This is a genomic window from Ornithinibacillus massiliensis, from assembly GCF_018310345.1.
Classification (GTDB): Bacteria; Bacillota; Bacilli; order Bacillales; family Amphibacillaceae; genus Ornithinibacillus; species Ornithinibacillus massiliensis.
In genome coordinates this window covers 18,511-39,233 of sequence record NZ_JAGXBY010000004.1, presented here as the reverse complement: position 1 = coordinate 39,233, position 20,723 = coordinate 18,511, and the positions used below count along the sequence as shown (strand labels likewise).

Sequence of the window (20,723 nt, the reverse complement as noted above, 5' to 3'; positions counted from 1 at the left end):
AAAAGATCATTAAAATATAACAGACCAAAGGGGGCTTTAAGGTGAAGAAAATTTACCTTGTGTTAATTGTATTAAGCATAGTATTTCTTCTCGCTGCGTGTGGAGGAAATGAAAACGATCAAGTAGAGGATGCCATCTGGGAGAGTATCCAAGAATCTGGCGAGATTGTAGTTGGAACTGCGGGAACATTGTATCCGGCTTCGTATTATCCTGAAGGATCTGATGAACTAACGGGGTATGATGTAGAGGTTTCTCGAGAAATCGCCAAGCGACTAGGTGTGGATATTAAATTTGAAACGATGGCTTTTGATGCTATGTTATCTGCATTGCAAAGTGGTCGTGTTGATATTATTCAAGCAGGGCCAAGAGAAGCAAGTCGTGAAAAATTCGCTTTCTCAGAACCAATTAAATATTCATTTTCGACAATGATTGTTCGTGCAGATGACCTATCTGGCATTCATACATTGGAAGATTTAGAAGGTAAAAAAGCTGGCGGAGCGGCAACTACAGTATATAGTGATATCGCTAGAAAATTTGGTGCAGAAGTTATCACCTATGGAAATGTGACGAATGATGCATATTTGCGTGACGTGCACAACGGGCGTACAGACGTAGTTATTAACGATTACTACCTTCAAGCTTTAGCCATTCAAGCATTTCCAGAATTCAATATTACCTTACATCCTGACCTTCGTTTCCATCCAACTACAAATAATGTCGTAATGCCAAAAGAAGCAACGGTATTATTAGATAAGGTAAATGAAGTTGTTGCTGAGATGAAAGAGGATGGTACATTAACAAAGATTTCAGAAGAATTCTTTGGAGGACTGGATGTATCGAAAGAGACGGAAGAGGAAGTTATTGAAATCGAAGGAATCGAATAATAGGTGATGAAATGTTTGAAATTGATAGAGTTCAATTAGATAAATTATTTGATCCAAAGCTTGCATGGGATAGCTTACCGTTTTTATTAGAAGGGGTACCAATGACCATCTCGCTTGCTTTAATCGGAATGGCTATTGGTCTGATACTAGGATTTTTTATTTCACTAGCAAGAAGTTCATCAAATTTTATCCTTCGTTGGCCATCAAGGATATATATATCGTTTATGCGAAGCACACCAATTATCGTGTTTCTATTCTTGATTTATTATGGTTTACCGATCATGGGAGTCAAATTAACCGCCTTTGTTGCTGCATCGATTGCGTTTGGGTTAAATAGTGCAGGATATATTGCAGAAATCTATCGAGCAGCACTATCTAGTGTGGATAAAGGGCAATGGGAAGCGGCTAAGGCATTAAATATACCGTATTGGAAGGCAATGCGATTAATTATCTTGCCGCAAGCAATTCGTATCGCCATTCCACCTTTAGCTAATGTATTTTTAAGTGTGATGTTAGGAACTTCACTGGCTGCTATTATTACGGTACCAGAGCTATTCCAAAAATCACAAATAGTAGCTGGACGTACTTTTGATGCGATGACCATGTATATTATGGTTGCTTTCGTCTATTGGCCGATTGGAATTGCTATATCTTATTTACAAGATAGATTAGAAGCAAGGTATGGCAAATATGTGGATATTAAAGCAAATCGAGCGATAAATTAAGAGCACATTAGATGTAAATAAAATACTCCCCTCGGACAGACAGATAAACTGTTTTGCCTGAGGGGAGTATTTTTTGTCCAAACATTCACCCTTAGTGAAAATTAATTACTAACCATAACGGCACTGTTTCGCTTCATTAACATCGCACCTATAATCAGTGCTAAAACAGCTGCAATAACATAGAAGAACGATACATGAGGGAATATATCAATAAATATACCACCTAAATAGGGTCCACCTAAGCTCCCGATACTAAATGCGATACTACATAACAGGTTTCCTGCTGGTAATAATGACTGTGGGAGTAAATCCGTCATATAAGATATTCCTAATGAGTATAGTGAACCAACAAAGATTCCCGCTAATGTAAATAGAATAAATAACGGGATAACAGATGCCTCGAATAAAGCCGCACCGATAAAACAGAATAGACCAAGTGTTAAGATGATTAACAGGATTTTTCTCCTTCCAATTCGATCACTCAGTATTCCAAGAGGTAGTTGAGAAATTAGACTTCCACCAGCAAAGCAAGGAATAATCAATGAAAGCATGTCTACATCATGACCAATCCGAAGGCCGTATATGGGAAAGGTAGCGTGAAGAGTTGCCTCCAAGAACCCATAAGCAAGCGGCGGTAATAAAGCAATCCATGCGATCTTAGTTGTCTGAATGAATCGCTTAAGAGAGCTGTCTTTCGTTGTTTCTACACTTGGTGCTTCGCTACTTGGTAGTCCATTACGGACAAATAACATTAGGGACCATACGATAGTACTTAATAGTGCAGATGCAATAAACGGTAGTGCTTCATTCACCTCTAATAGCCTGGTAAATAATGGGCCAATCGCAAATCCTAATCCAAAGGACATTCCATAAAGTGAAATGCTTCTTCCCCTCGTATGCTTATCTACTGTTGTGGTAATCCATGTTTGTGTCCCAAAGTGTAGCATATTATCACCAATACCAATTGCTACTCTCAGGATAAACCAGAACCATAGCGCTTCCCACAAAGGGAATAATAATAAAGAAACAATAACCAATAAACCACCAATTAAGATAATCGGTTTAAATCCAAATTTCTTCATTGGTTTTTCCATGAAAGGAGAAGCTAGTAAAACCCCAATGTATAATCCTGTAGCATGTAAGCCATTGACAGAAGAACTTACACCGCCCTGTTCTAAAATTATCGCCAGTAGTGGCATAAGCATTCCTTGTGATAAACCAGAAATCATCACAAGCAAAATTAAAATCCAAAAGCGAAAACGATCTAATATCATTTTTTGTTCCCCCCTATAGATGACATGTATGTATAAAATTGCAAGCACACGAAAAAACTAAGGCAAAAAGAGAGGAATGGGCATGATGAAAAACAATTATATTATAGCATTAATCATGTTTTTACTTGCAATATACTCTCCAATTATCGTCCTAGCTAAAGAGAAAGGAGAGAAAGAGAAGAATGACTATGAAATTCCTAGTCATGTCTTAGATATTGCAAAAGAAAATACCTATCCTAATTCCAATGAAGATGAGGAAGTTATTGAGCCAAGTAAACTCACACAAGAATTAATGGATAGTACCGATGTGAAAATTAGTAACCCAAACTTAATCAAAATGTTGAATGAATCCACCATTAACCCATCTCCAATTGGTATTGGCTATCGAGGAATGGTGTTTCTTGGACGATGGCCTCTACACTACGAATCGGATGATACCAATATAAATTGGGAGTATCAAAAGATTAACGTTAACGAGCTTAATAATATGGGTGGAACAGATAATCAAAAGCTAAGTTTTAATCAACAAGCCCAAAAAGAAGTAAAGGGTGCTTTAACAAATAAGATTAACAACCCTAATGATGTGAAACAAATGATGATTATGACATCTAAACAAAAGACTAAATTACCACTTTCTTATACTACTACCATTGGCGCAGGAACGAAAAAAACGAATTCCTATGGTGTTCCTCCAGAGAAATACGGCTACTTACATGCCTTTGCACCTGCGGTAAATGAAAAAGGGAAAGTAACATTTGGAGAAGTTTATATTGAACTAAAAGGAACGAAGAAATCACTCGTTATTAAAAATGTGACAAAGCAAGGTATCGGTGCGTGGATACCAATCCAAGATCATGTATCTTTTTCATTTGAATTAAAATAATCCCCTTCTAAAAGTTCTGATTCTATAATGGTTTCAGAGCTTTTTTAGTTAATTTGTATAGAATTCCAGATCTTGGTGAAAATAATAAGTTGACTAAAATACTTCGATGCTTTATCATGTTAAAGTAATGAAGCGAGAGAGTTAAGGGGGAAGACAATATGGAATGGGTAGTCATTGTATCCGTATTAGTAATGACATTATTAAGCTTATTAAGGGTTAACGTAATAATCTCTGTTATCATTGCAGCTGTTGCTGCAGGATTAATGGCAGGATTGAATGTTATAGAAGCAATTGAGATGCTTGTAAATGGAATGGGTGAGCAAGCAAATACAGCGTTAAGTTATATATTACTAGGAGCTTTTGCAGTAGCTATTAGCTACACAGGTATTACAACTATATTAGTTAACTATTTAATCAAGATATTAACCGGCAAGAAAACGATGCTCCTACTAGCTATAGCAGGTGTTGCTTCTTTATCACAAAATGCTGTACCGGTGCATATCGCGTTTATCCCAATTTTAATCCCACCACTATTGAAACTATTTGATAAGATGCGGGTTGATCGTCGTGGGGTGGCAGTAGCATTAACATTTGGTTTAAAGGCTCCTTATATTCTGATTCCCGCAGGATTTGGCCTTATTTTCCACCGTACAATCTATGATGGCATGGTACAAAGTGGTGCAACTATTACAATGGGAGAAGTTGCAAAATCAATGATTATCCCCGCTTTAGGAATGGTAGTTGGTTTATTCATTGCTATTTTCATCACATATCGTAAAGATAAAGAGCCTAAATCGGATGTCGCAGGGACAGCTGCTTTTGTCAACCAAGATTTAGAAGAAGTTAGCTTTAATATAAAGCATGTACTAACGATTATAGCAATCCTTGGTGCTCTAGTAGTCCAAATCATTACTGGAAATCTAATTCTAGGTGCATTAACAGGTCTACTATTAATGGTATTATTCTTTGTTGTTCCATTTTCTAAAAGTGATAAAATCGTGGCAGATGGTGTCAGTATGATGAGCTCCATCGCATTCGTAATGCTTGTAGCATCCGGGTTTGCCAATGTTATAAAAGAGACGGGTGCAGTGGATGCCCTAGTTGAAGCATCCTCTGGATTTCTAGGAGATAATAAGGCAATCATTTCGTTTGTCTTATTAGTAGTCGGATTAGTGATTACGATGGGTATTGGATCATCGTTCGGAACGATTCCAATTGTAGCTGCATTATTTGTTCCAATATGTTTAGCGGCTGGTTTTTCGCCACTGGCAACAGCAGCACTAATAGGAACAGCTGGTGCACTTGGTGATGCTGGCTCTCCTGCATCTGATAGTACACTTGGGCCAACATCAGGATTAAATGCAGACGGAAAGCACAATCACATTTGGGATACATGTGTTCCTACATTTATTCACTTTAATATTCCACTATTCATCTTTGGGTGGGCAGCATCATTGTTCTTATAAACGAAGATGTAGGTAAATAGATTATAAGTGAATAAAAAGAACTGATTTAGCAAAAGGTAAGAAAAAAATAGGTGGGGTATCATGCATAAAGGGCATTTCGTATTAGCATCTACCATCATATTTTTTCTTGCCTTTTTTTATATGAATGTAGATGAGGCAGAAGCTTATGGTTGGGGTTATAAGAAAAACAAGAATCATGAGAGGCCAGATATAGGAAAGTATCATCAAATATTAAAAGACTATGGTAGTTATTATGTTGATGATTCTGGTGATAAAACACTTTACTTAACCTTTGATAACGGCTATGAGCAGGGATTTACCGATGAAATATTAGATGTATTAAAAAAAGAAAAGGTACCTGCTACGTTTTTTGTGACGGGACATTATGTTAGTAGTGCCCCTGATTTAATTAAGCGAATGGTAGATGAAGGACATATAGTAGGAAATCACTCCTATCATCATCCAGATTTTACGATATTAACGAAGGAAGTTATGAAGCGGGAACTGGAAACCTTGGAAGAGGCGGTTGCGAAAATATCTAAACAAGATGACATAAAATATGTCCGTCCACCTAAAGGGATGTTTAATCAACAGACATTGGAATGGGCAAACGACTTGGGTTATATTCATGTATTCTGGTCGCTAGCAATAATCGATTGGGATACAAAAGCCCAAAAAGGTTGGCAATATGCTTATGATGAAGTGATGGAGCAAGTTCATCCAGGAGCTATTATTCTCCTTCATGCCGTATCAGAGGATAATGCACAAGCGTTAGAGAAAATTATCCAAGACTTAAAGAAAGATGGATACACGTTTAAAAGTCTAGACGAATTGGTAATGAAAGATAAAGTATCAGAGCCGATTTACGGTTATTGAAACATACTAAGATTAGTGGGTAAGGTCATCGACGGGTGACTTTTCCCACTATTTTTCTTTTTAGAGGTATAGTAAGGCTGGGACAAAACTAAAACAAAGGTAATAACAAACGAACCATCACCACATTAGCCCCGGAAATATACGGAGACTCCTGTGGGAGGAAAGGCATCGGTGAGACCCCAGGGGAGCGTTAGCTCTTAGGAGGATCACCAGCCGCCCGACGGTAAAGAAGACACTGCGAGGTCTTTTCGAGCAGATGTCGCACTTATGCTGTGATGAAGTGTAAAGAAGACACTGCGAGGTCTTTTCGAGCAGATGTCGCACTTATGCTGTGATGAAGTGTAAAGAAGACACTGCGAGGTTTTCTCGAGCAGGTGTCGCCCCTGTACTGGAAGCAACCGCAAGTATATTTCCGGGGCGGGTTTGATGCGCTAACTTTAATGTTCGGTATATCCTATGTGTAATAGTATTGTCCCAGCTTTTTTTCACTTAAATTATATTTTAACATTTCAAAATTTTTGTTATAATAATTGGAAATAAGCTAAGGGAGTTGATGAGGTGAAGCGAGAGGATCTAATTGCTCCTATGGACTATAACATAGTGATGGAAATGGAGAAGCATGTGCAGCACGAAAACAGAAAAGCGTTAATTTGGGAAGACGAAGAAGGTAGAAAACGGGAAATTACATATGGTCAACTCATGAAAAACGTGAATAAAATTGGAAACGTTTTCCTGGAAAGTGAATTAAAAAAAGGTGATAAGCTTCTCGTCATGATTCCACGTAGAATTGAAGCTTATGAGGTTTATTTAGCGGCCTTAAAGGCTGGCATTATAGTTGTTCCTAGTTCCGAAATGCTAACAACGAATGATTTACAATACCGGATAAGCCACGGAGAAGTAAATGGTGTGGTAAGTTATCATACTTTTACCGAGCAATATAAAGATCTTCATGAATATGACTCTCTTATAAAGTTTGCAGTCGGCAGACCAGTCGATAATTGGTATTTTCTCGATGGGCTGATGGAGGATTCATCGCCTAGGTTAGAAGTGGCAGCTACAACAAGAGATGACACGGCTTTTATCTCTTATACATCTGGTACTACTGGCAACCCTAAAGGCGTTGTGCATACCCATGGCTGGGGATTTGCTCACCTTAAAACAGCTCCAGAAAATTGGCTATGTGTAAAAGCTGGAGATAAGGTCTGGGCTACAGCAGGACCTGGCTGGCAAAAGTGGATATGGAGTCCATTCTTATCGGTTCTAGGTATGGGGGCTACAGGCTTTATTTATAATGGAAGATTTAACGCAGAAAAATATTTAAGCTTATTAGAAGAAAATAAGATTAATGTCCTCTGTTGCACACCAACAGAGTATCGCCTAATGGCTAAGGTTGATGATTTAAGTAGATATCAGCTAACACATCTTCATAGTGCTGTTTCTGCTGGTGAACCATTAAATGTGGAAGTGATTAATACATTCCGTACCTACTTCAATGTGACCGTTAGGGATGGCTACGGACAAACAGAAAACACATTATTACTAGGTGTCATGAAAAACATGGAGGTTAAACCAGGTTCCATGGGTAAACCAACATCTGGGAATGATGTAGAAATTATAGATGAATTTGGTGAACCAGTAGGAGTCAATGTAGTTGGTGATATCGCTGTTCGTTTAAACAGTCCTGCTTTGTTTAAAGCGTACTATAAAGATGCAGAACGTACTAATGCTTCACGGCGAGGGGATTTTTATATAACAGGAGATCAAGCTCGAAAAGACGAGGACGGATATTTCTGGTTTGAAGGTCGTAGTGACGATATCATCATTAGCTCAGGTTACACGATCGGACCATTCGAGGTGGAAGATGCTCTAGTGAAACACCCACATGTCCAGGAGTGTGCTGTTGTAGCAAGTCCGGATGCGGTACGAGGAAGTATTGTAAAAGCCTTCGTTGTTCTAAAACCAAATGTTCAAGAAGAACCAGGTCAATTAACGAAGGAATTACAAGAGCATGTCAAATCATTAACCGCACCTTATAAATACCCTAGGGAAATAGAATTTATAAAAGAATTGCCCAAAACTATCTCTGGGAAGATTAGGCGGGTAGAATTAAGGAAGAAAGAAATAGAACGGAAGGTATCACAATAGCAGCCGATTGGCTGCTATTTTTTATGGGAAAAGGGATAGAACTGCTGAATGGATGAATTAGATTAGCGCATAGGCAGTAAATAATTGATAGGAAGGTTCAATTGATTAAATAAGGGGATATAGGGATAGGAAGTGAGCGAAAGAGTATGAACTATGGTTTTAGAGATGACCTACAAAACAGTACGATACGTGTTCACTATTGCCTCTCAAAAAAATGGAACAAAATACTTGAAAGTCAAAAAAGGTCAGAGTATAATAAAATCACAAGGTCAAAGATAGTCAAAGTCAAATTTGATCTTATTGATATTTAATTATCGGGAGGAATGGAAAATGAAATGTCAAAAATGTGGTGTAAATGAAGCGAACATTAATATGGCAATGCAAATGAATCATGAAAAGATGCAGATGCACCTTTGCAATTCATGTTTCCGTGAAATCCAAGAAAATATGATGAATGCAAATGGATTTTTCTCTAATCCTTTTGATGGAGAAAATGATGCATTTGCAGATAACTTTTTCCAAAATAATGGTTCAGCATATTCTAATACATCAACAAAAACAAAGCAAAAAAGAACAAAGCGAAATGGTTTGCTTGATCAACTAGGGAGAAACTTAACCGACGCTGCTCGCGCTGGTGAAATTGACCCAGTAATTGGTCGTGATCAGGAAGTTAAACGTGTTATTGAAACATTAAATAGAAGAAATAAAAATAACCCGGTTCTTATTGGTGAACCAGGTGTTGGGAAAACAGCTATCGCAGAGGGACTAGCTTTAAAAATAGCAGAAGGTCAAGTGCCTGCGAAATTAATTCATAAAGAAGTCTATATTTTAGATGTTGCGTCTCTAGTCGCAAACACAGGCGTCCGTGGTCAGTTTGAGGAACGCATGAAACAGTTAATTAAGGAATTACAAGAACGAAAAGAAACGATTCTGTTCATCGATGAAATTCATCAAGTAGTGGGTGCTGGAACTGCAGAAGGCTCTCAAATGGATGCAGGTAATATCCTTAAACCAGCTTTAGCTCGTGGGGAACTACAAATCATCGGGGCAACTACGTTGAAAGAATATCGAAAAATTGAGAAGGATGCTGCTCTGGAACGTCGCTTCCAACCTACTATCGTGAAGGAGCCATCTGTTGAAGAATCAATTCAAATTCTAAATGGGATTAAAGATCGTTATGAAAGATTCCATGAAGTTCGTTACTCAGAAGAAGCTATTCATGCATTTGTCACATTGTCTGCACGTTATATTCAAGACCGTTTCTTACCAGACAAAGCGATTGACTTAATGGATGAAGTTGGTTCCCGTTTAAACCTAGCTAATTCACAAAAAGATTCTAGCTCTATTCAACGACGAATCGACGAAATCGTGAAGGAGAAGGAAGCTGCAGCTGAACAAGAAGATTATGAACGTGCAGCAAACTTACGCTACCAAGAAATCCAGTTACAAAAGCAGCTTGAAAAGGCTAAAGGTAAAGAGCAAGTCATCGATGTAGATATTTCCGATATCCAACTAATTGTAGAAGAGAAAACAGGTATTCCTGTAACAAAACTACAAGCAGATGAGCAAGCGAAAATGAAAAATATCGGTGATAACCTTCGTAAGAAAGTAATTGGTCAAGATGAAGCAGTGGATAATGTGGCAAAAGCAATTCGCAGAAGTCGTGCCGGACTTAAATCTAAATACCGTCCAATTGGATCATTCTTATTTGTAGGTCCAACCGGTGTTGGTAAAACAGAACTTACAAAAGCACTAGCAGAAGAATTATTTGGTACAAGAGATGCAATGATTCGTTTAGATATGAGTGAGTATATGGAGAAACACTCTGTTTCTAAAATTATCGGTGCACCTCCAGGATATGTAGGTCATGATGAAGCAGGACAATTAACAGAACAAGTTCGTCGTAGCCCATATTCCATCATCTTATTGGATGAAATTGAAAAAGCACACCCAGATGTGCAAAACATGTTCCTACAAATTATGGAGGATGGTCATCTAACAGACTCACAAGGTAGGAAAGTAAGCTTTAAAGATACCGTTATTATAATGACAAGTAACGCTGGAACAGGTATGAAATCAATTACAGTTGGTTTCAATAAAGATAAGCACGAATCAGTATCCACATTGGAAAACTTAAGCTCATACTTTAAGCCAGAGTTCTTAAACCGATTTGATGCAATCATTAACTTCAATGAGTTAACAGAAGAAAATCTAATGAGCATTATCGATTTAATGTTAACTGAGTTAACGGAAGTAATTAAAGAAAATAACATGGAAATTACCATCACTAATGAAGCGAAAAAAGCCCTAGTTAAGATTGGTTATGATCCTAAATTTGGTGCACGCCCATTACGCCGTGTTATCCAGGATAAAATTGAAGATCCATTAACAGACTTACTTTTGGAAGAGGAAAACGTGAATAAAGTTCATGTTTCTGTGAAAAATGGTGAGGTAGTAGTGAATAAAGCGTAAACAGATAAGATGCATTGGTCAAAGTCCAATGCGTCTTATTATTTATATATCGGATGAATTTTCGTTCTTCGTTTTATGACTTAATTTATTTTTTCAAATATGCATTCTCAAGAAACTGTATTTCAACATTTTCTATGTCACACATATTAAATGCTGTTTCGTATTTCCTTTGAATAGAAGATACAAGTTCATCATATTGTTCTTTAGGAATAGATTGTTGCCAAGCAAATTGAAAAGAGAACAGGGTATCTTTCTTCTTTTCATTTGGAGTAAATGCCATATTTTCCTTTGTTGCATAACTATTACCATGTGCTGCTAAGTTGAGCAGTAATACTTCAATTATCTTTTGCTCACGTTCATTAAAGTCATGGTCCGGTTTAGACACCGTAACATCAACCATTGCAATATTTATAGTCATCTCCACCTTTAGTTGTTAATCTGTATATACCTCTAAAGAATGTAGTGTGTTACTCATCATCAATTCCCCCTTTTATCCGATATACTAGTATTCGACAAGAATTTTTAAAATCCTTCATTTTAAGTAATATTTTTGCGACGAAGCACAGTCAATGAGAATTTATAGCATAGGCGACAAAGGATACATAAATATTTCGCTTAGAAACGTGAAAGGATAGTAATGAACTCTTTTACAAAGGATGTATCATTCATGCTGCGACCAACTAGAATTCTCTCCTACTTCTTAATATTTTTTCTTATTTTTGCGATAGACAGTGTACCAGTTCAAAGTCATCAGGCACCGAAAATGGAAGTGCATTTTATAAATGTTGGACAAGGAGATAGTATCTATATAAAGACCCCAAATAAAAAGCATATATTAATTGATGGTGGTCCACCAATGGCAGGCAAAAAAGTAGTCCGTTATTTGAAAGGACTAGGGATTGATAAAATTGATTTAATGATAGCTACCCATCCAGATCGTGATCATATTGGTGGGCTTCCAGCAGTAATGAAGGAATTTAAGGTAAAAGAAATATTAGATTCTGGAAAGCTTCATATTACCCGGGCATATGCGAATTATATAAATGAAGTTCGTAAGCAGGAAATTCCGTTAAAGGTTGCGAAAGCAGGCAAGGAATTGCCAATTGATACACTCTTGGATATTCGAATCCTTAATGCGCACGGCAAGCATAAAAATAATAATCAATCCTCGATTGCTTTAAAGCTCAGCTATAATGACATCGACTTTTTATTGCTGGGAGATATAGAAGATGCCCAAGAGAAAAAAATAGCTGCTAAGTATGATGTACGTGCTGAAATAATTAAAATTGCGCATCATGGTTCAAAAACAAGTAGCTCTGAAAATTTTCTAGAGTTAGTAGAACCTGATATTGCGGTGATAACCTATAGTAAATATAATGACTATGGTCATCCTGTTAACCGAGTGATTAAGAAACTAGTGGAAATGGAAACGAATATATACTCCACTGCAGTTTATGGAGATTTGGTTATCCATACAGAAGGAGAAGACTATATAATATTTCCGCAAAAAGCACCCATACAAGGCATATTAGAGCGTAGCTAAAGAGACAGTCCCACTGAAAAGGTGTGAGACTGTCTCTTTTTTATGGGCTCTTTTATTAATTAAGTTTAATTTTTTCAAAATAATGTTGACAATAAACCTTCAATGCTATATGGTTAGTTACATAAGTAATGAACCATTTAACGAAGGAGCTTAAACATGAAGAATCATTTGGATGATAATAGACCCATATTCCTTCAAATAAAAGAACAACTAGAAGATTCCATCATAAATGACTCCATTAAGGCAGGGGAACGGGTGCCATCTACGAATGAGTTTGCAGCATTTTATAAGATAAATCCAGCTACTGCAGCAAAGGGGATTAATGAACTCGTAGCGGAAGGGATTTTATTCAAACGAAGGGGTGTAGGGATGTTTGTGACAGACAATGCGAAGGAGATTTTGATTGAAAAACGAAAGCAGACATTTTATGAGAACTTTATTCTCCCATTAAGGGAAGAGGCAAAAAAGCTACGAATAAGTGAAAAGGATTTAATGAGAATGATGGAGGGGGAACACGATTATGAAAATTGAGGTTAAGAATTTAACGAAGCAATACGGGAATAAACGAGCATTAGATTCTATATCTTTTATGCTTAATGAGCCGAAGATATATGGCTTACTTGGTCGGAATGGTGCTGGAAAAACTACCTTTATGGAAATATTAGCTGGTCAAATTTTATCAACAAGTGGAGAGATTCTGATTGATGGTGAAAAACCGTTTGATAATCAGAAACTAACAGAATCCATTTGCTTAATTAAAGAAGGTCACAATTTTAAAAAGGATTTGACTATAAAGCATGTCCTAAAGATTAGCTCATACTTTTACCCTAATTGGGATCAATCATTAGCATTAGAGTTGGTGAAGGAATATAACTTGGATTTAAAAGCTAAGGTAAAAGCATTATCAAAAGGGATGGAGTCTGCTCTTGGGATTATTGTTGGTTTAGCTAGTAAAGCACAGGTAACGGTGTTTGATGAACCGTATATTGGACTTGATGCAGCGGCACGAAAGAAGTTCTACGAAATTCTTCTAGAAGAATATGAAAAAGAGCCAAGAACGATTATTTTTTCTACTCATTTAATTGATGAGGTTAGCCTAATGTTTGAAGAAGTCCTCATTATTCAAGATGGAAAACTTGCATTACAGGAAGATGCAGACGTGCTACGAAATAGTGCATGTGCAGTTTCTGGGACGGAAGAATTAGTAGAGAATTTCATTCAAGATAAAGAAGTGATAATGACGAAAAAGCTTGCAGGTATGATGACGGCATATGTGGTAGGGCATTCGGAGGCTGCAATTGCAGCTGGATTATCAGTTGAAGGTGTTCCAATTCAAGAATTAATGATCTATCTTACGGAAAGAAAAGGAGCGTAATCATGAATAAACAGATTAAAGGTTTACTATATTTCTATATTAGTGATATTCGCCATAACATTCTCATATTTTGGTCTATTTTATTATTTATGCTATTAGTCTCTCTTGCTTTTGGAGTGTACCTATTAGGTGTAGAAGATGGCATGTTAGCATTTGGCTTTCCGTTTGCAATTTACTTTTATTGCTTGGTCATAGGATTTACAAGGGTAAAGGAGAGCATTCCTTTTTCCATTAAAATGGGAGCAACTCGTAAGAACATCTTAATTAGTATGGGTATTTATTTCTTAATCATTGCCACGGTACAATCTCTAGTTGCAAATACAATTCAAGAAGTCGTGTTACTTATTACAAAGAATGCAAATATCACATCTTTTATGTTTTTACATCCAGCAATGATAATAGAAGACACTTGGTTAAATCGGGTATTGATTGACATTAGTATCATGTTTTTCCTGCTATCCTTTATGTTCGTCATGGGCCTACTATTCTATAAATATGGTCTTGCTGGTGGGGGACTCGTAGCAGGGGTACTGGTCATATTGCTACTATTTGGAATTGCTAAAGGCTGGATTTATGATATTATTGTCGAGTTCCTAAATCAAGTAAATATAGTATTTTTCTATCAAATGTTCGGGATTGGTTTATTGATCATATTACTTTCCTTTGTGTTTGTCAGAAGAATTACAATAGAGAAGAGAAGATAAACAACACAAGGGACATCCTAACGATAACGACAGGATGTCCCCTAACCTATTATCCAGCCATTTCTTTCCGTTTAAATAGCTGTCCTGAAACGAGAATTAATACGATTGAAATCGCTAGTGTGATAACCCCGGTTAAAATTAAATCGGAATGTAATTCGCCAGTACTCATTGACTCGATAATGTAACTAGATAAGTTATTCGGACTCCAATCCAAAACATGCTGGAATATCTGGGTTACGATACTCATCACCATAATCGTTAAAATGGTAAAGAACAGAACTAAACCTGAAGATTTAATCACCGTGTTATAAAAAATGGTCAGTGAAACCACAAGGGTTAACCATAAGCCATAGAAAATATATGTGATAAGAAAATCGCTGAAGGATATTGTCCCAAATAAAAGATTAATATAGTACCAGCTAACTAATAAGGCTAACAACAGAGACACCCATACTAATAGTAAATAGGAAGCCCATTTAGCTGTAATATAGTTCATATAATGTACAGGCTTAACTAAGATAAGCTCGGAAATACCACTTTTCCGTTCTCCAGCTATTGTTCCCATTGCAATTAAGACTACTACTAGTACTCCTAAAAAACTTAACTGTGAAAGACTCATCATCATGACCTCTGGCGGTGCAAATTCAGGTAGTTCAAATGTAGTACCCTCAGGAACCCCACCGACAGAATCAATAATCTGAGGTAAGTAGTATGTCGTTAATGGATCCATTATGGATATTAAAATTATCACTAATGGAACCCAAATCCACTTCTTATTTCGCCAATTCTCTAGCAGCTCTTTTTGAAATAATGTCATCCATTGCATTACGATTTCACCACCCTCATAAACATATCCTCTAGTGAGGCTTGATTAATTGAAAATGTTGTGATTGGCCAATTCTCTTTAGTAGCTATGGCGAGAATTTCATCTCGTGCACTTTTTACCTCGGAGGCAGTAATGAAAAGAGTGTTCCTTTCTAGTTTTGTACTTATTATAGTTTCTAGTTTGTTTAGCTTTTCTTGGTAAAGGCTTAAATCTCCTTCCACCTGCAACTCAATTATCGTAGTTTGATATTTTTTACGTAATTCTGCTATCGAACCAAATTCAATGATTTGTCCTTGGTGAAGTAAGATTAGTTCATCACTTACTTCCTCAGCATCATTTAAGATATGAGTAGAAAATAAAATAGTCATTTCTTCTTTTAATTTTTCCATTAGAACTAATACTTCTCTTCTGCCAAGCGGATCAAGCGATGCGACCGGTTCATCTAAGATTAATAGTTTTGGGCGGTGAATAATAGCTTGTGCGATACCTAGTCGCTGCTTCATCCCTCCAGAGTAGCGACCAATTCGCTCGTTCTTAGCTTCATCCGAAATCCCGACTATCTTTAATAGCTCATCTGCCCTTTTTTTCGCTTCTTCTTTAGTGAGCTTTGCTAATTTCCCACTGTAAACTAAAAATTCCTTACCTGTCATCCAAGTGTGGAAAGCAGGATATTGCGGCAAGTATCCAATTTTATCGCGAATGTCATGGTTCTTTTCTTGATTCTCAAATTGAATAGTTCCGTCAGATGGTTTTAACAGTCCAGATAGTGCCCGTAATGTTGTCGTTTTACCTGCACCGTTAGGACCAATTAGGGCAATGCATTTGTTGTGACCAAACTCAAAGCTAATATGGTCCACGACGGTTTTGGAACCATATTTTTTAGTTAGATTATTTACTGTAAGTAAACTCATTTAACGTTGTCTCCTTCCAAAAATGAAGTAGATAATAGGTCCGACCATGCTAACAAAAACAATAATCAGTACCCATAACCATTTCGGGCCATTTGTTTCTCTTACTTTTACTAAGTCTACAATGGCAACAATTAATAAAATTAGCTGAATAATGAAGAACGGTGCAAGTATCGCCCAATTAATATCTCCCATAAAATCTCAACTCCCCCTGAACATAATAATAATTACATCCCTAACAACAGTGGAATGCCTACTGCTAATAAAATTATCCCTAACATAATGCTCCATGCAAGTGGTCGTGCCCAATTAATAGTCCAACCAATTCCAAATCGCTTCTCTAAAAATAGCGCTGGGTCATTCGTGTTAAAGTAAAATATTCCTAGCTTCCAATTGGAATCATCATCCCGATTAATCACTTCTCCATTAGTACCAGTTGACACTTTTATTCTGCTACCACCCTGTCCTGTCGTGATTGCCAAGATGATTGCCCAAAGGGTGAGTATAGCTGTGAAAACTAGCGGTGAAATGGTAAGAATTGCTGGGTTAACTGAGAAAATAAAGGAAAACTGAATGAAAGCAAATAATAGTGTTAATCCGATCCCAGTAACAATAAGGTACATTGACCATCTTCTTCTGAAAATGATATTTTGTTGTAGGGATTCTTCTGGTTTTTCGGCACTAATCTGTTGCTTTGCTTTAGCAATCATAGTATTTAAAAACATAAATAACAGTGTTAAATAAAGACTCATGATTGGCATAGCAAGAAGGATGCGTGTCGATTTATCCTCCCAGTTCGTAACTTCACCGCTCATGTTATATTGAATTGGAATTTGCTCTGGTATACGGTCATAGAACATAAAGGTTATAGTAATCATCGCAAACGTTATGAGAAATGAAATAATAAACCAAGCATTGGAATGGATTAATTTATGACTTCTGAAATCAGTTGAGACGAATATTGCTTGCGCTTTTTCTTGGCCCCAGTTTTCGAGCTGCTTCAACCGTTTCATGGCTCGATGAAAATGTAAGTAGATAAAAAAGGTGCCAATTAGATATAGGAATATTAATAGAGAGAAGGAAAGAGCAAAAGTAATTTCATCTAAGTTATCAATAAAGCTTAGAACTAAAAAAAGTACGACTACTAAAATACTTGCTATTCCAGAAAACTGGACATATTGTTTCCGCAGCTTCTTGATGTTATCCGAATGATAAATATCTTCCGGAATTGATACACCAAAGCTTTCTGTTTTTCGTGTCCAATATGGAATAAACATTGTTAAGATGAAAACCGGAAGTAAAATAAGGAATAGATATATCATATTCATTTACGCAGAACCCCCTTGATAAGTTTCAAAAATCGTAGAACAAAGCCTTAAAAATTCCTCTTCACTAACATCCCGACATATTGATTCAGCAATGAGGGGACGCAAATTTTTCTCCAGCTGCTTCTTATAATTGGCATCGGCCTTAGGAACACCATCCGGATTCACCACAACTCCTTTTTGTCGGTGGATTAGAATAAATCCATCCTGCTTTAATTGTTGATACGCTTTATTAACAGTATGCAAATTTATTCCTATGTCAGAAGCAAGTGACCGAACAGATGGAAGTCCTTCACCAGGTGCAATTTCCTTACGAGCAATCCCTTCAATGATTTGATGGACTAACTGCTGATAAATTGGTTCATTCGATTCAAAATCTAGATTTATTAGCACATTGGAACACGCTCCTTTAAACTGGGAGAGTTAATATCCCAGGTATTTTTATGAAAAGCTTATTTTTTAGTTCTAACTGTTATATTAATAGTATAACAGTTAGAACATGTATGTCAATAAGGATAATCATTAAATTTAGTTTATGGAGGAGGGAATGAATATAAGAGAAGGTAATGGATTAAAGTACTTGGATTTTTTAATTGGAATGAACAATAGGGGGGAGCAGTTGATTAATTAATCTGGGATATTATAGAAGAATGAATGATTGAAGAGGCGAATTGATGAATTTGACCGAAACATCATTTTAAAATAATCATTAAAAGCAACGTTTAGGAAAGAAATAAGTTAACCACAGGATTATCCACAATGAGATACACTATTAATCAGGAATAAACTAAGTTATGCACAGTATTCACAATTAGTTATGGGTACTAATCAACATTATCCTGTGTATAAATTAAGGGGGAAACAGCGCTTTCCTTTTATTTATCCACAAAAAATGGCTTTAGTGTGTGTAACTTTTATAATAGTGAGGTAAAGCTACACATAAACAACTTAAGCATCTAAGAAAACAATTTGCTGTAATAAATTTCATAGTATAAAATGGAACCAATACTACGAGGGGGTGTAGGGGTTGAAGATTATCGTTCAATCATGTATTTTTTCTTTTGTCCTTCATCTATTTTATATCGTCGGAACCTTGTTGGTAGGGTACTTCCAAACGAAGAATTATCAACCTACTATTGCTGGGAATTGGGATACTGTAGAAACACTTCAAAATGAAGTAGCTTTCGGGATAGTGGGTTCACCTCTATACTTTCTGTTCACATTCCTCGGATTAGCACTAGTCTGTGCTTTAATACTTATTTCCTATAGAAAATTTGTTAGAACTAAATAGATATAGCATTGCTTATAGGAAAGGGAAAAAAGGACCGAAGCTTAGCTTCGATCCCCTCTTTGTCTAGCGCGGTCTGCACGCTTAAACTCCTTTTGATACAATACTTCCTGCGTTTTGTTTAGAAACTTATCTCTTACTTCACGCTTTTCTCTCGCCGACATGGTCATCCCTCACTTTTATTCTTAGAATAACCATATCTGTAATATTTATGCAATTTTTATACTACTTCATTATCCGCACTTGCTTCAAGGTTCGCAAATTGTTGATATGATAGGTAATGCTCTCTAGAAATTGCAAAGATATCGTATATTTCTTCGTTCTGATTTACTTTTTGATAAATTTCTGGGTAAATGGTGTTTCCTAAGGCTACATAAGGAAGTTTTAGAACGGCTTTTGTAGAGCGGAGATTTGTTTTTCGTACCTTCATGAAGATAGTCTCGATTTCATAATCAAAGAATAACTCATCGAAAAACTGCTCCTTAGCAAGTCGATTATACCCTTTCCCGAAATAAGGCTGGCCAATCCATGTTGCCAAAAAACCGTGATTCTGTTCGATATCAAACAGATTAATCGTACCGATTGCCTGCTGATATTCGTCTAAGATCGTCCTTGAGATTAACTCACCGCGTTCTTCTGCTTCAATTGTCTTTTTGGTGATGAAGTAAAACTCATCAGTAGTTGTTGCCTTATGTCTAACATATGGGAACACATCTGGGTGTGACATCAGTTCAAACAATACTGGCACCTCATGTAATTCACGCTTTTTTAGCATCAAAAAACCCTCCTTATTTATGCAGGAGGGTAACCAAAGAAAAGGAAACCTAGTTGGTAGCCCACCCGCGAATTTTTATTAAGATCAACAAAAATTCGGGGTGGGAATCGAACCCACTAGAACCAGTCAAAAAACTGGTGGCGCACCATTTGCCTTCCCTATTATATTTGGGCAATTTGGAAAGTATAACGTTCTTTCCTAGTTGCATAAGAAAAACTATCATACTCACAAAAGATCAGTGAATATGTGCTCTTCTAGACGTTTCGATTTGTAACAATACATATAATACTATGATTATCACCAAAATGGAACAACTTTTTTATCAAAAATATCGACAAAATTTGTTAATTTTTCTTTACATCAGCAAATAGTTGATTTAACGCTAATTCCAGCGTTGGATATGTGAATTGGAACCTGTTTTCGATTGCTTTATTTGGTAGCACATACTGTCCTTTCAACACCAGTTGACTCATCTCCCCGGTAACAGTACGGACTAAAAGCCCGGGAGTAGGAAACCAATAAGGACGTCTTAGACTCCTGGCAAGAATCTGATTAAATTCCTTATTCCGAGATGGGGTTGGAGCTGTCACATTGAGAGCACCAGATATGTGTTCATTTTGGATAGTGAAAATCAACATATCCACGACATCATCTATATGAATCCAAGAGGTCCATTGCTCACCTTTACCAACTTTACCACCGACAAATAATTTCGTAGGTAGCGACATAAGTGGTAATGCACCACCATCTCTACCTAAAATCACACCGAATCGTGCAAATATCGTTCGAATAGCCATACCTTCCGCTTGCTTAGCTGTATTCTCCCATGCTACTACAACATTAGCTAAAAAATCATCCCCAGGCTTTTCTGTCTCCTCAGTAAACATTATTTCATTAGAAACGCCATAGTAGCCTACAGCAGACCCACTTATAAAGACTTCTGGTTTGACATCCATATTCTTCATGAGATGAATAATCTTTTGGGTGATTTCGATTCTGCTAGATTTAATCTTTTCTTTCTTTTTCTTCGTCCAGTAACCGAATAAGCTCTCGCCTGCAAGATTAATCACCCCATAAATAGGAGGAAGTTTTTTTGCATCCTCAAATGTGATATATGTAGTATGTTCGGTATTGGTAAATTTCTCTGGAGTGCGGGTTAAGATATAGCTGTTATGATGGAGTGAAGTTAGCCTTTCAACAAGCTTTTTACCAACAAAACCAGTACCGCCCGTGATTAAAAAATTCATGCATATC

22 protein-coding genes are annotated in these 20,723 nt (G+C 36.8%); 12 read left to right on the top strand and 10 right to left on the bottom strand.

The annotated features are described in order from the left end of the window. Nucleotides 1–41 precede the first annotated feature (41 nt). Both KGF86_RS12365 and KGF86_RS12360 read left to right on the top strand, forming a co-directional pair. The gene (locus KGF86_RS12365) at nt 42–884 is read left to right on the top strand and encodes a transporter substrate-binding domain-containing protein (RefSeq protein WP_186868873.1); all 843 of its coding nucleotides are present in this window, start codon (nt 42–44) and stop codon (nt 882–884) included. Between the two features lie 11 nt (nt 885–895). Next, nucleotides 896–1,609, top strand: coding sequence for an amino acid ABC transporter permease (locus KGF86_RS12360; protein WP_186868872.1), 714 nt, complete (start codon nt 896–898; stop codon nt 1,607–1,609). Between the two features lie 101 nt (nt 1,610–1,710). Here KGF86_RS12360 and KGF86_RS12355 read toward each other — a convergent pair whose 3' ends face one another. After that, nucleotides 1,711–2,883 carry an MFS transporter gene (locus KGF86_RS12355; RefSeq protein ID WP_186868871.1) on the bottom strand — a complete coding sequence of 391 codons (1,173 nt, stop codon included), beginning with the start codon at nt 2,881–2,883 and terminating at the stop codon, nt 1,711–1,713. An 85-nt stretch (nt 2,884–2,968) separates the two neighbouring features. Between KGF86_RS12355 and KGF86_RS12350 the strand changes: the two genes are divergently transcribed. The 5 genes from KGF86_RS12350 to KGF86_RS12330 all read left to right on the top strand — a co-directional run bounded on the left by KGF86_RS12350 (nt 2,969) and on the right by KGF86_RS12330 (nt 10,725). Further along, nucleotides 2,969–3,766 carry a YfkD famly protein gene (locus KGF86_RS12350; protein ID WP_211742061.1) on the top strand — a complete coding sequence of 266 codons (798 nt, stop codon included), beginning with the start codon at nt 2,969–2,971 and terminating at the stop codon, nt 3,764–3,766. Between the two features lie 158 nt (nt 3,767–3,924). Continuing rightward, complete coding sequence (locus KGF86_RS12345; protein WP_186868869.1) at nt 3,925–5,232, top strand: Na+/H+ antiporter family protein; 1,308 nt, start codon at nt 3,925–3,927, stop codon at nt 5,230–5,232. 81 nt (nt 5,233–5,313) lie between these two features. Continuing rightward, complete coding sequence (gene pdaA / locus KGF86_RS12340) at nt 5,314–6,108, top strand: delta-lactam-biosynthetic de-N-acetylase (protein WP_211742060.1); 795 nt, start codon at nt 5,314–5,316, stop codon at nt 6,106–6,108. Between the two features lie 558 nt (nt 6,109–6,666). Then, complete coding sequence (gene mbcS, locus KGF86_RS12335) at nt 6,667–8,253, top strand: acyl-CoA synthetase MbcS (protein WP_211742059.1); 1,587 nt, start codon at nt 6,667–6,669, stop codon at nt 8,251–8,253. A 330-nt stretch (nt 8,254–8,583) separates the two neighbouring features. After that, nucleotides 8,584–10,725 (top strand): ATP-dependent Clp protease ATP-binding subunit, encoded by a 2,142-nt coding sequence (locus KGF86_RS12330; protein WP_211742058.1) that lies wholly within the window; start codon nt 8,584–8,586, stop codon nt 10,723–10,725. An 85-nt stretch (nt 10,726–10,810) separates the two neighbouring features. On the opposite strand, the gene KGF86_RS12325 is transcribed toward KGF86_RS12330, so the two are convergent. Then, entirely contained in the window at nt 10,811–11,143 is a 333-nt protein-coding gene (locus KGF86_RS12325; protein WP_186868865.1) for a hypothetical protein, read from the bottom strand. Nucleotides 11,144–11,392: 249 nt separating this feature from the next. On the opposite strand from KGF86_RS12325, the gene KGF86_RS12320 reads away from it, so the two are divergent. The 4 genes from KGF86_RS12320 to KGF86_RS12305 all read left to right on the top strand — a co-directional run bounded on the left by KGF86_RS12320 (nt 11,393) and on the right by KGF86_RS12305 (nt 14,347). After that, complete coding sequence (locus tag KGF86_RS12320) at nt 11,393–12,268, top strand: ComEC/Rec2 family competence protein (RefSeq protein ID WP_186869102.1); 876 nt, start codon at nt 11,393–11,395, stop codon at nt 12,266–12,268. Between the two features lie 156 nt (nt 12,269–12,424). Then, nucleotides 12,425–12,799 (top strand): GntR family transcriptional regulator, encoded by a 375-nt coding sequence (locus tag KGF86_RS12315; protein WP_211742057.1) that lies wholly within the window; start codon nt 12,425–12,427, stop codon nt 12,797–12,799. Continuing rightward, nucleotides 12,789–13,643 carry an ABC transporter ATP-binding protein gene (locus tag KGF86_RS12310; RefSeq protein ID WP_186868863.1) on the top strand — a complete coding sequence of 285 codons (855 nt, stop codon included), beginning with the start codon at nt 12,789–12,791 and terminating at the stop codon, nt 13,641–13,643. The genes KGF86_RS12315 and KGF86_RS12310 overlap by 11 nt, the downstream gene beginning before the upstream one ends. Nucleotides 13,644–13,645: 2 nt before the next feature. Beyond that, nucleotides 13,646–14,347, top strand: coding sequence for a hypothetical protein (locus tag KGF86_RS12305; protein WP_186868862.1), 702 nt, complete (start codon nt 13,646–13,648; stop codon nt 14,345–14,347). Nucleotides 14,348–14,396: 49 nt separating this feature from the next. Here KGF86_RS12305 and KGF86_RS12300 read toward each other — a convergent pair whose 3' ends face one another. From KGF86_RS12300 to KGF86_RS12280, 5 genes are read right to left on the bottom strand one after another with little or no spacing between them, the layout of a single operon-like run. Then, nucleotides 14,397–15,173: an ABC transporter permease gene (locus tag KGF86_RS12300; protein ID WP_211742056.1), complete on the bottom strand. Its 777-nt coding sequence runs from the start codon at nt 15,171–15,173 to the stop codon at nt 14,397–14,399. After that, the gene (locus KGF86_RS12295) at nt 15,173–16,084 is read right to left on the bottom strand and encodes an ABC transporter ATP-binding protein (RefSeq protein ID WP_211742055.1); all 912 of its coding nucleotides are present in this window, start codon (nt 16,082–16,084) and stop codon (nt 15,173–15,175) included. Before KGF86_RS12295 ends, KGF86_RS12300 begins: the two co-directional genes overlap by 1 nt. Next, nucleotides 16,085–16,276, bottom strand: coding sequence for a PLDc N-terminal domain-containing protein (locus KGF86_RS12290; RefSeq protein WP_186868859.1), 192 nt, complete (start codon nt 16,274–16,276; stop codon nt 16,085–16,087). Nucleotides 16,277–16,308: 32 nt separating this feature from the next. Next, a complete protein-coding gene (locus KGF86_RS12285; protein WP_211742054.1) occupies nt 16,309–17,409 on the bottom strand; it encodes a DUF1648 domain-containing protein in 1,101 nt (366 codons plus the stop codon). Beyond that, nucleotides 17,410–17,799, bottom strand: a complete 390-nt coding sequence (locus KGF86_RS12280) for a GntR family transcriptional regulator (protein WP_186868857.1) — start codon at nt 17,797–17,799, stop codon at nt 17,410–17,412. 634 nt (nt 17,800–18,433) lie between these two features. Between KGF86_RS12280 and KGF86_RS12275 the strand changes: the two genes are divergently transcribed. After that, nucleotides 18,434–18,697: a hypothetical protein gene (locus KGF86_RS12275; protein ID WP_211742053.1), complete on the top strand. Its 264-nt coding sequence runs from the start codon at nt 18,434–18,436 to the stop codon at nt 18,695–18,697. Nucleotides 18,698–18,738: 41 nt separating this feature from the next. Here KGF86_RS12275 and KGF86_RS12270 read toward each other — a convergent pair whose 3' ends face one another. The 3 genes from KGF86_RS12270 to KGF86_RS12260 form a co-directional block, all read right to left on the bottom strand. After that, nucleotides 18,739–18,858: a YfhE family protein gene (locus tag KGF86_RS12270; protein ID WP_186868855.1), complete on the bottom strand. Its 120-nt coding sequence runs from the start codon at nt 18,856–18,858 to the stop codon at nt 18,739–18,741. A gap of 56 nt (nt 18,859–18,914) precedes the next feature. Further along, nucleotides 18,915–19,469 (bottom strand): GNAT family N-acetyltransferase, encoded by a 555-nt coding sequence (locus tag KGF86_RS12265; RefSeq protein WP_186868854.1) that lies wholly within the window; start codon nt 19,467–19,469, stop codon nt 18,915–18,917. Nucleotides 19,470–19,813: 344 nt separating this feature from the next. Continuing rightward, nucleotides 19,814–20,722 carry a TIGR01777 family oxidoreductase gene (locus KGF86_RS12260; protein ID WP_425516494.1) on the bottom strand — a complete coding sequence of 303 codons (909 nt, stop codon included), beginning with the start codon at nt 20,720–20,722 and terminating at the stop codon, nt 19,814–19,816. Nucleotide 20,723: the final 1 nt, after the last annotated feature.

What these genes read in the sequence shown, in the direction of transcription:
- KGF86_RS12360 (WP_186868872.1), top strand. Translation starts at nt 896, where the DNA reads ATGTTTGAAATTGATAGAGTTCAATTAGATAAATTATTTGATCCAAAG.
- KGF86_RS12355 (WP_186868871.1), bottom strand. Translation starts at nt 2,883, where the DNA reads ATGATATTAGATCGTTTTCGCTTTTGGATTTTAATTTTGCTTGTGATG.
- KGF86_RS12350 (WP_211742061.1), top strand. Translation starts at nt 2,969, where the DNA reads ATGAAAAACAATTATATTATAGCATTAATCATGTTTTTACTTGCAATA.
- KGF86_RS12345 (WP_186868869.1), top strand. Translation starts at nt 3,925, where the DNA reads ATGGAATGGGTAGTCATTGTATCCGTATTAGTAATGACATTATTAAGC.
- pdaA (WP_211742060.1), top strand. Translation starts at nt 5,314, where the DNA reads ATGCATAAAGGGCATTTCGTATTAGCATCTACCATCATATTTTTTCTT.
- KGF86_RS12330 (WP_211742058.1), top strand. Translation starts at nt 8,584, where the DNA reads ATGAAATGTCAAAAATGTGGTGTAAATGAAGCGAACATTAATATGGCA.
- KGF86_RS12325 (WP_186868865.1), bottom strand. Translation starts at nt 11,143, where the DNA reads ATGACTATAAATATTGCAATGGTTGATGTTACGGTGTCTAAACCGGAC.
- KGF86_RS12320 (WP_186869102.1), top strand. Translation starts at nt 11,393, where the DNA reads ATGCTGCGACCAACTAGAATTCTCTCCTACTTCTTAATATTTTTTCTT.
- KGF86_RS12315 (WP_211742057.1), top strand. Translation starts at nt 12,425, where the DNA reads ATGAAGAATCATTTGGATGATAATAGACCCATATTCCTTCAAATAAAA.
- KGF86_RS12310 (WP_186868863.1), top strand. Translation starts at nt 12,789, where the DNA reads ATGAAAATTGAGGTTAAGAATTTAACGAAGCAATACGGGAATAAACGA.
- KGF86_RS12305 (WP_186868862.1), top strand. Translation starts at nt 13,646, where the DNA reads ATGAATAAACAGATTAAAGGTTTACTATATTTCTATATTAGTGATATT.
- KGF86_RS12300 (WP_211742056.1), bottom strand. Translation starts at nt 15,173, where the DNA reads ATGCAATGGATGACATTATTTCAAAAAGAGCTGCTAGAGAATTGGCGA.
- KGF86_RS12295 (WP_211742055.1), bottom strand. Translation starts at nt 16,084, where the DNA reads ATGAGTTTACTTACAGTAAATAATCTAACTAAAAAATATGGTTCCAAA.
- KGF86_RS12290 (WP_186868859.1), bottom strand. Translation starts at nt 16,276, where the DNA reads ATGGGAGATATTAATTGGGCGATACTTGCACCGTTCTTCATTATTCAG.
- KGF86_RS12285 (WP_211742054.1), bottom strand. Translation starts at nt 17,409, where the DNA reads ATGAATATGATATATCTATTCCTTATTTTACTTCCGGTTTTCATCTTA.
- KGF86_RS12270 (WP_186868855.1), bottom strand. Translation starts at nt 18,858, where the DNA reads ATGTCGGCGAGAGAAAAGCGTGAAGTAAGAGATAAGTTTCTAAACAAA.
- KGF86_RS12265 (WP_186868854.1), bottom strand. Translation starts at nt 19,469, where the DNA reads ATGCTAAAAAAGCGTGAATTACATGAGGTGCCAGTATTGTTTGAACTG.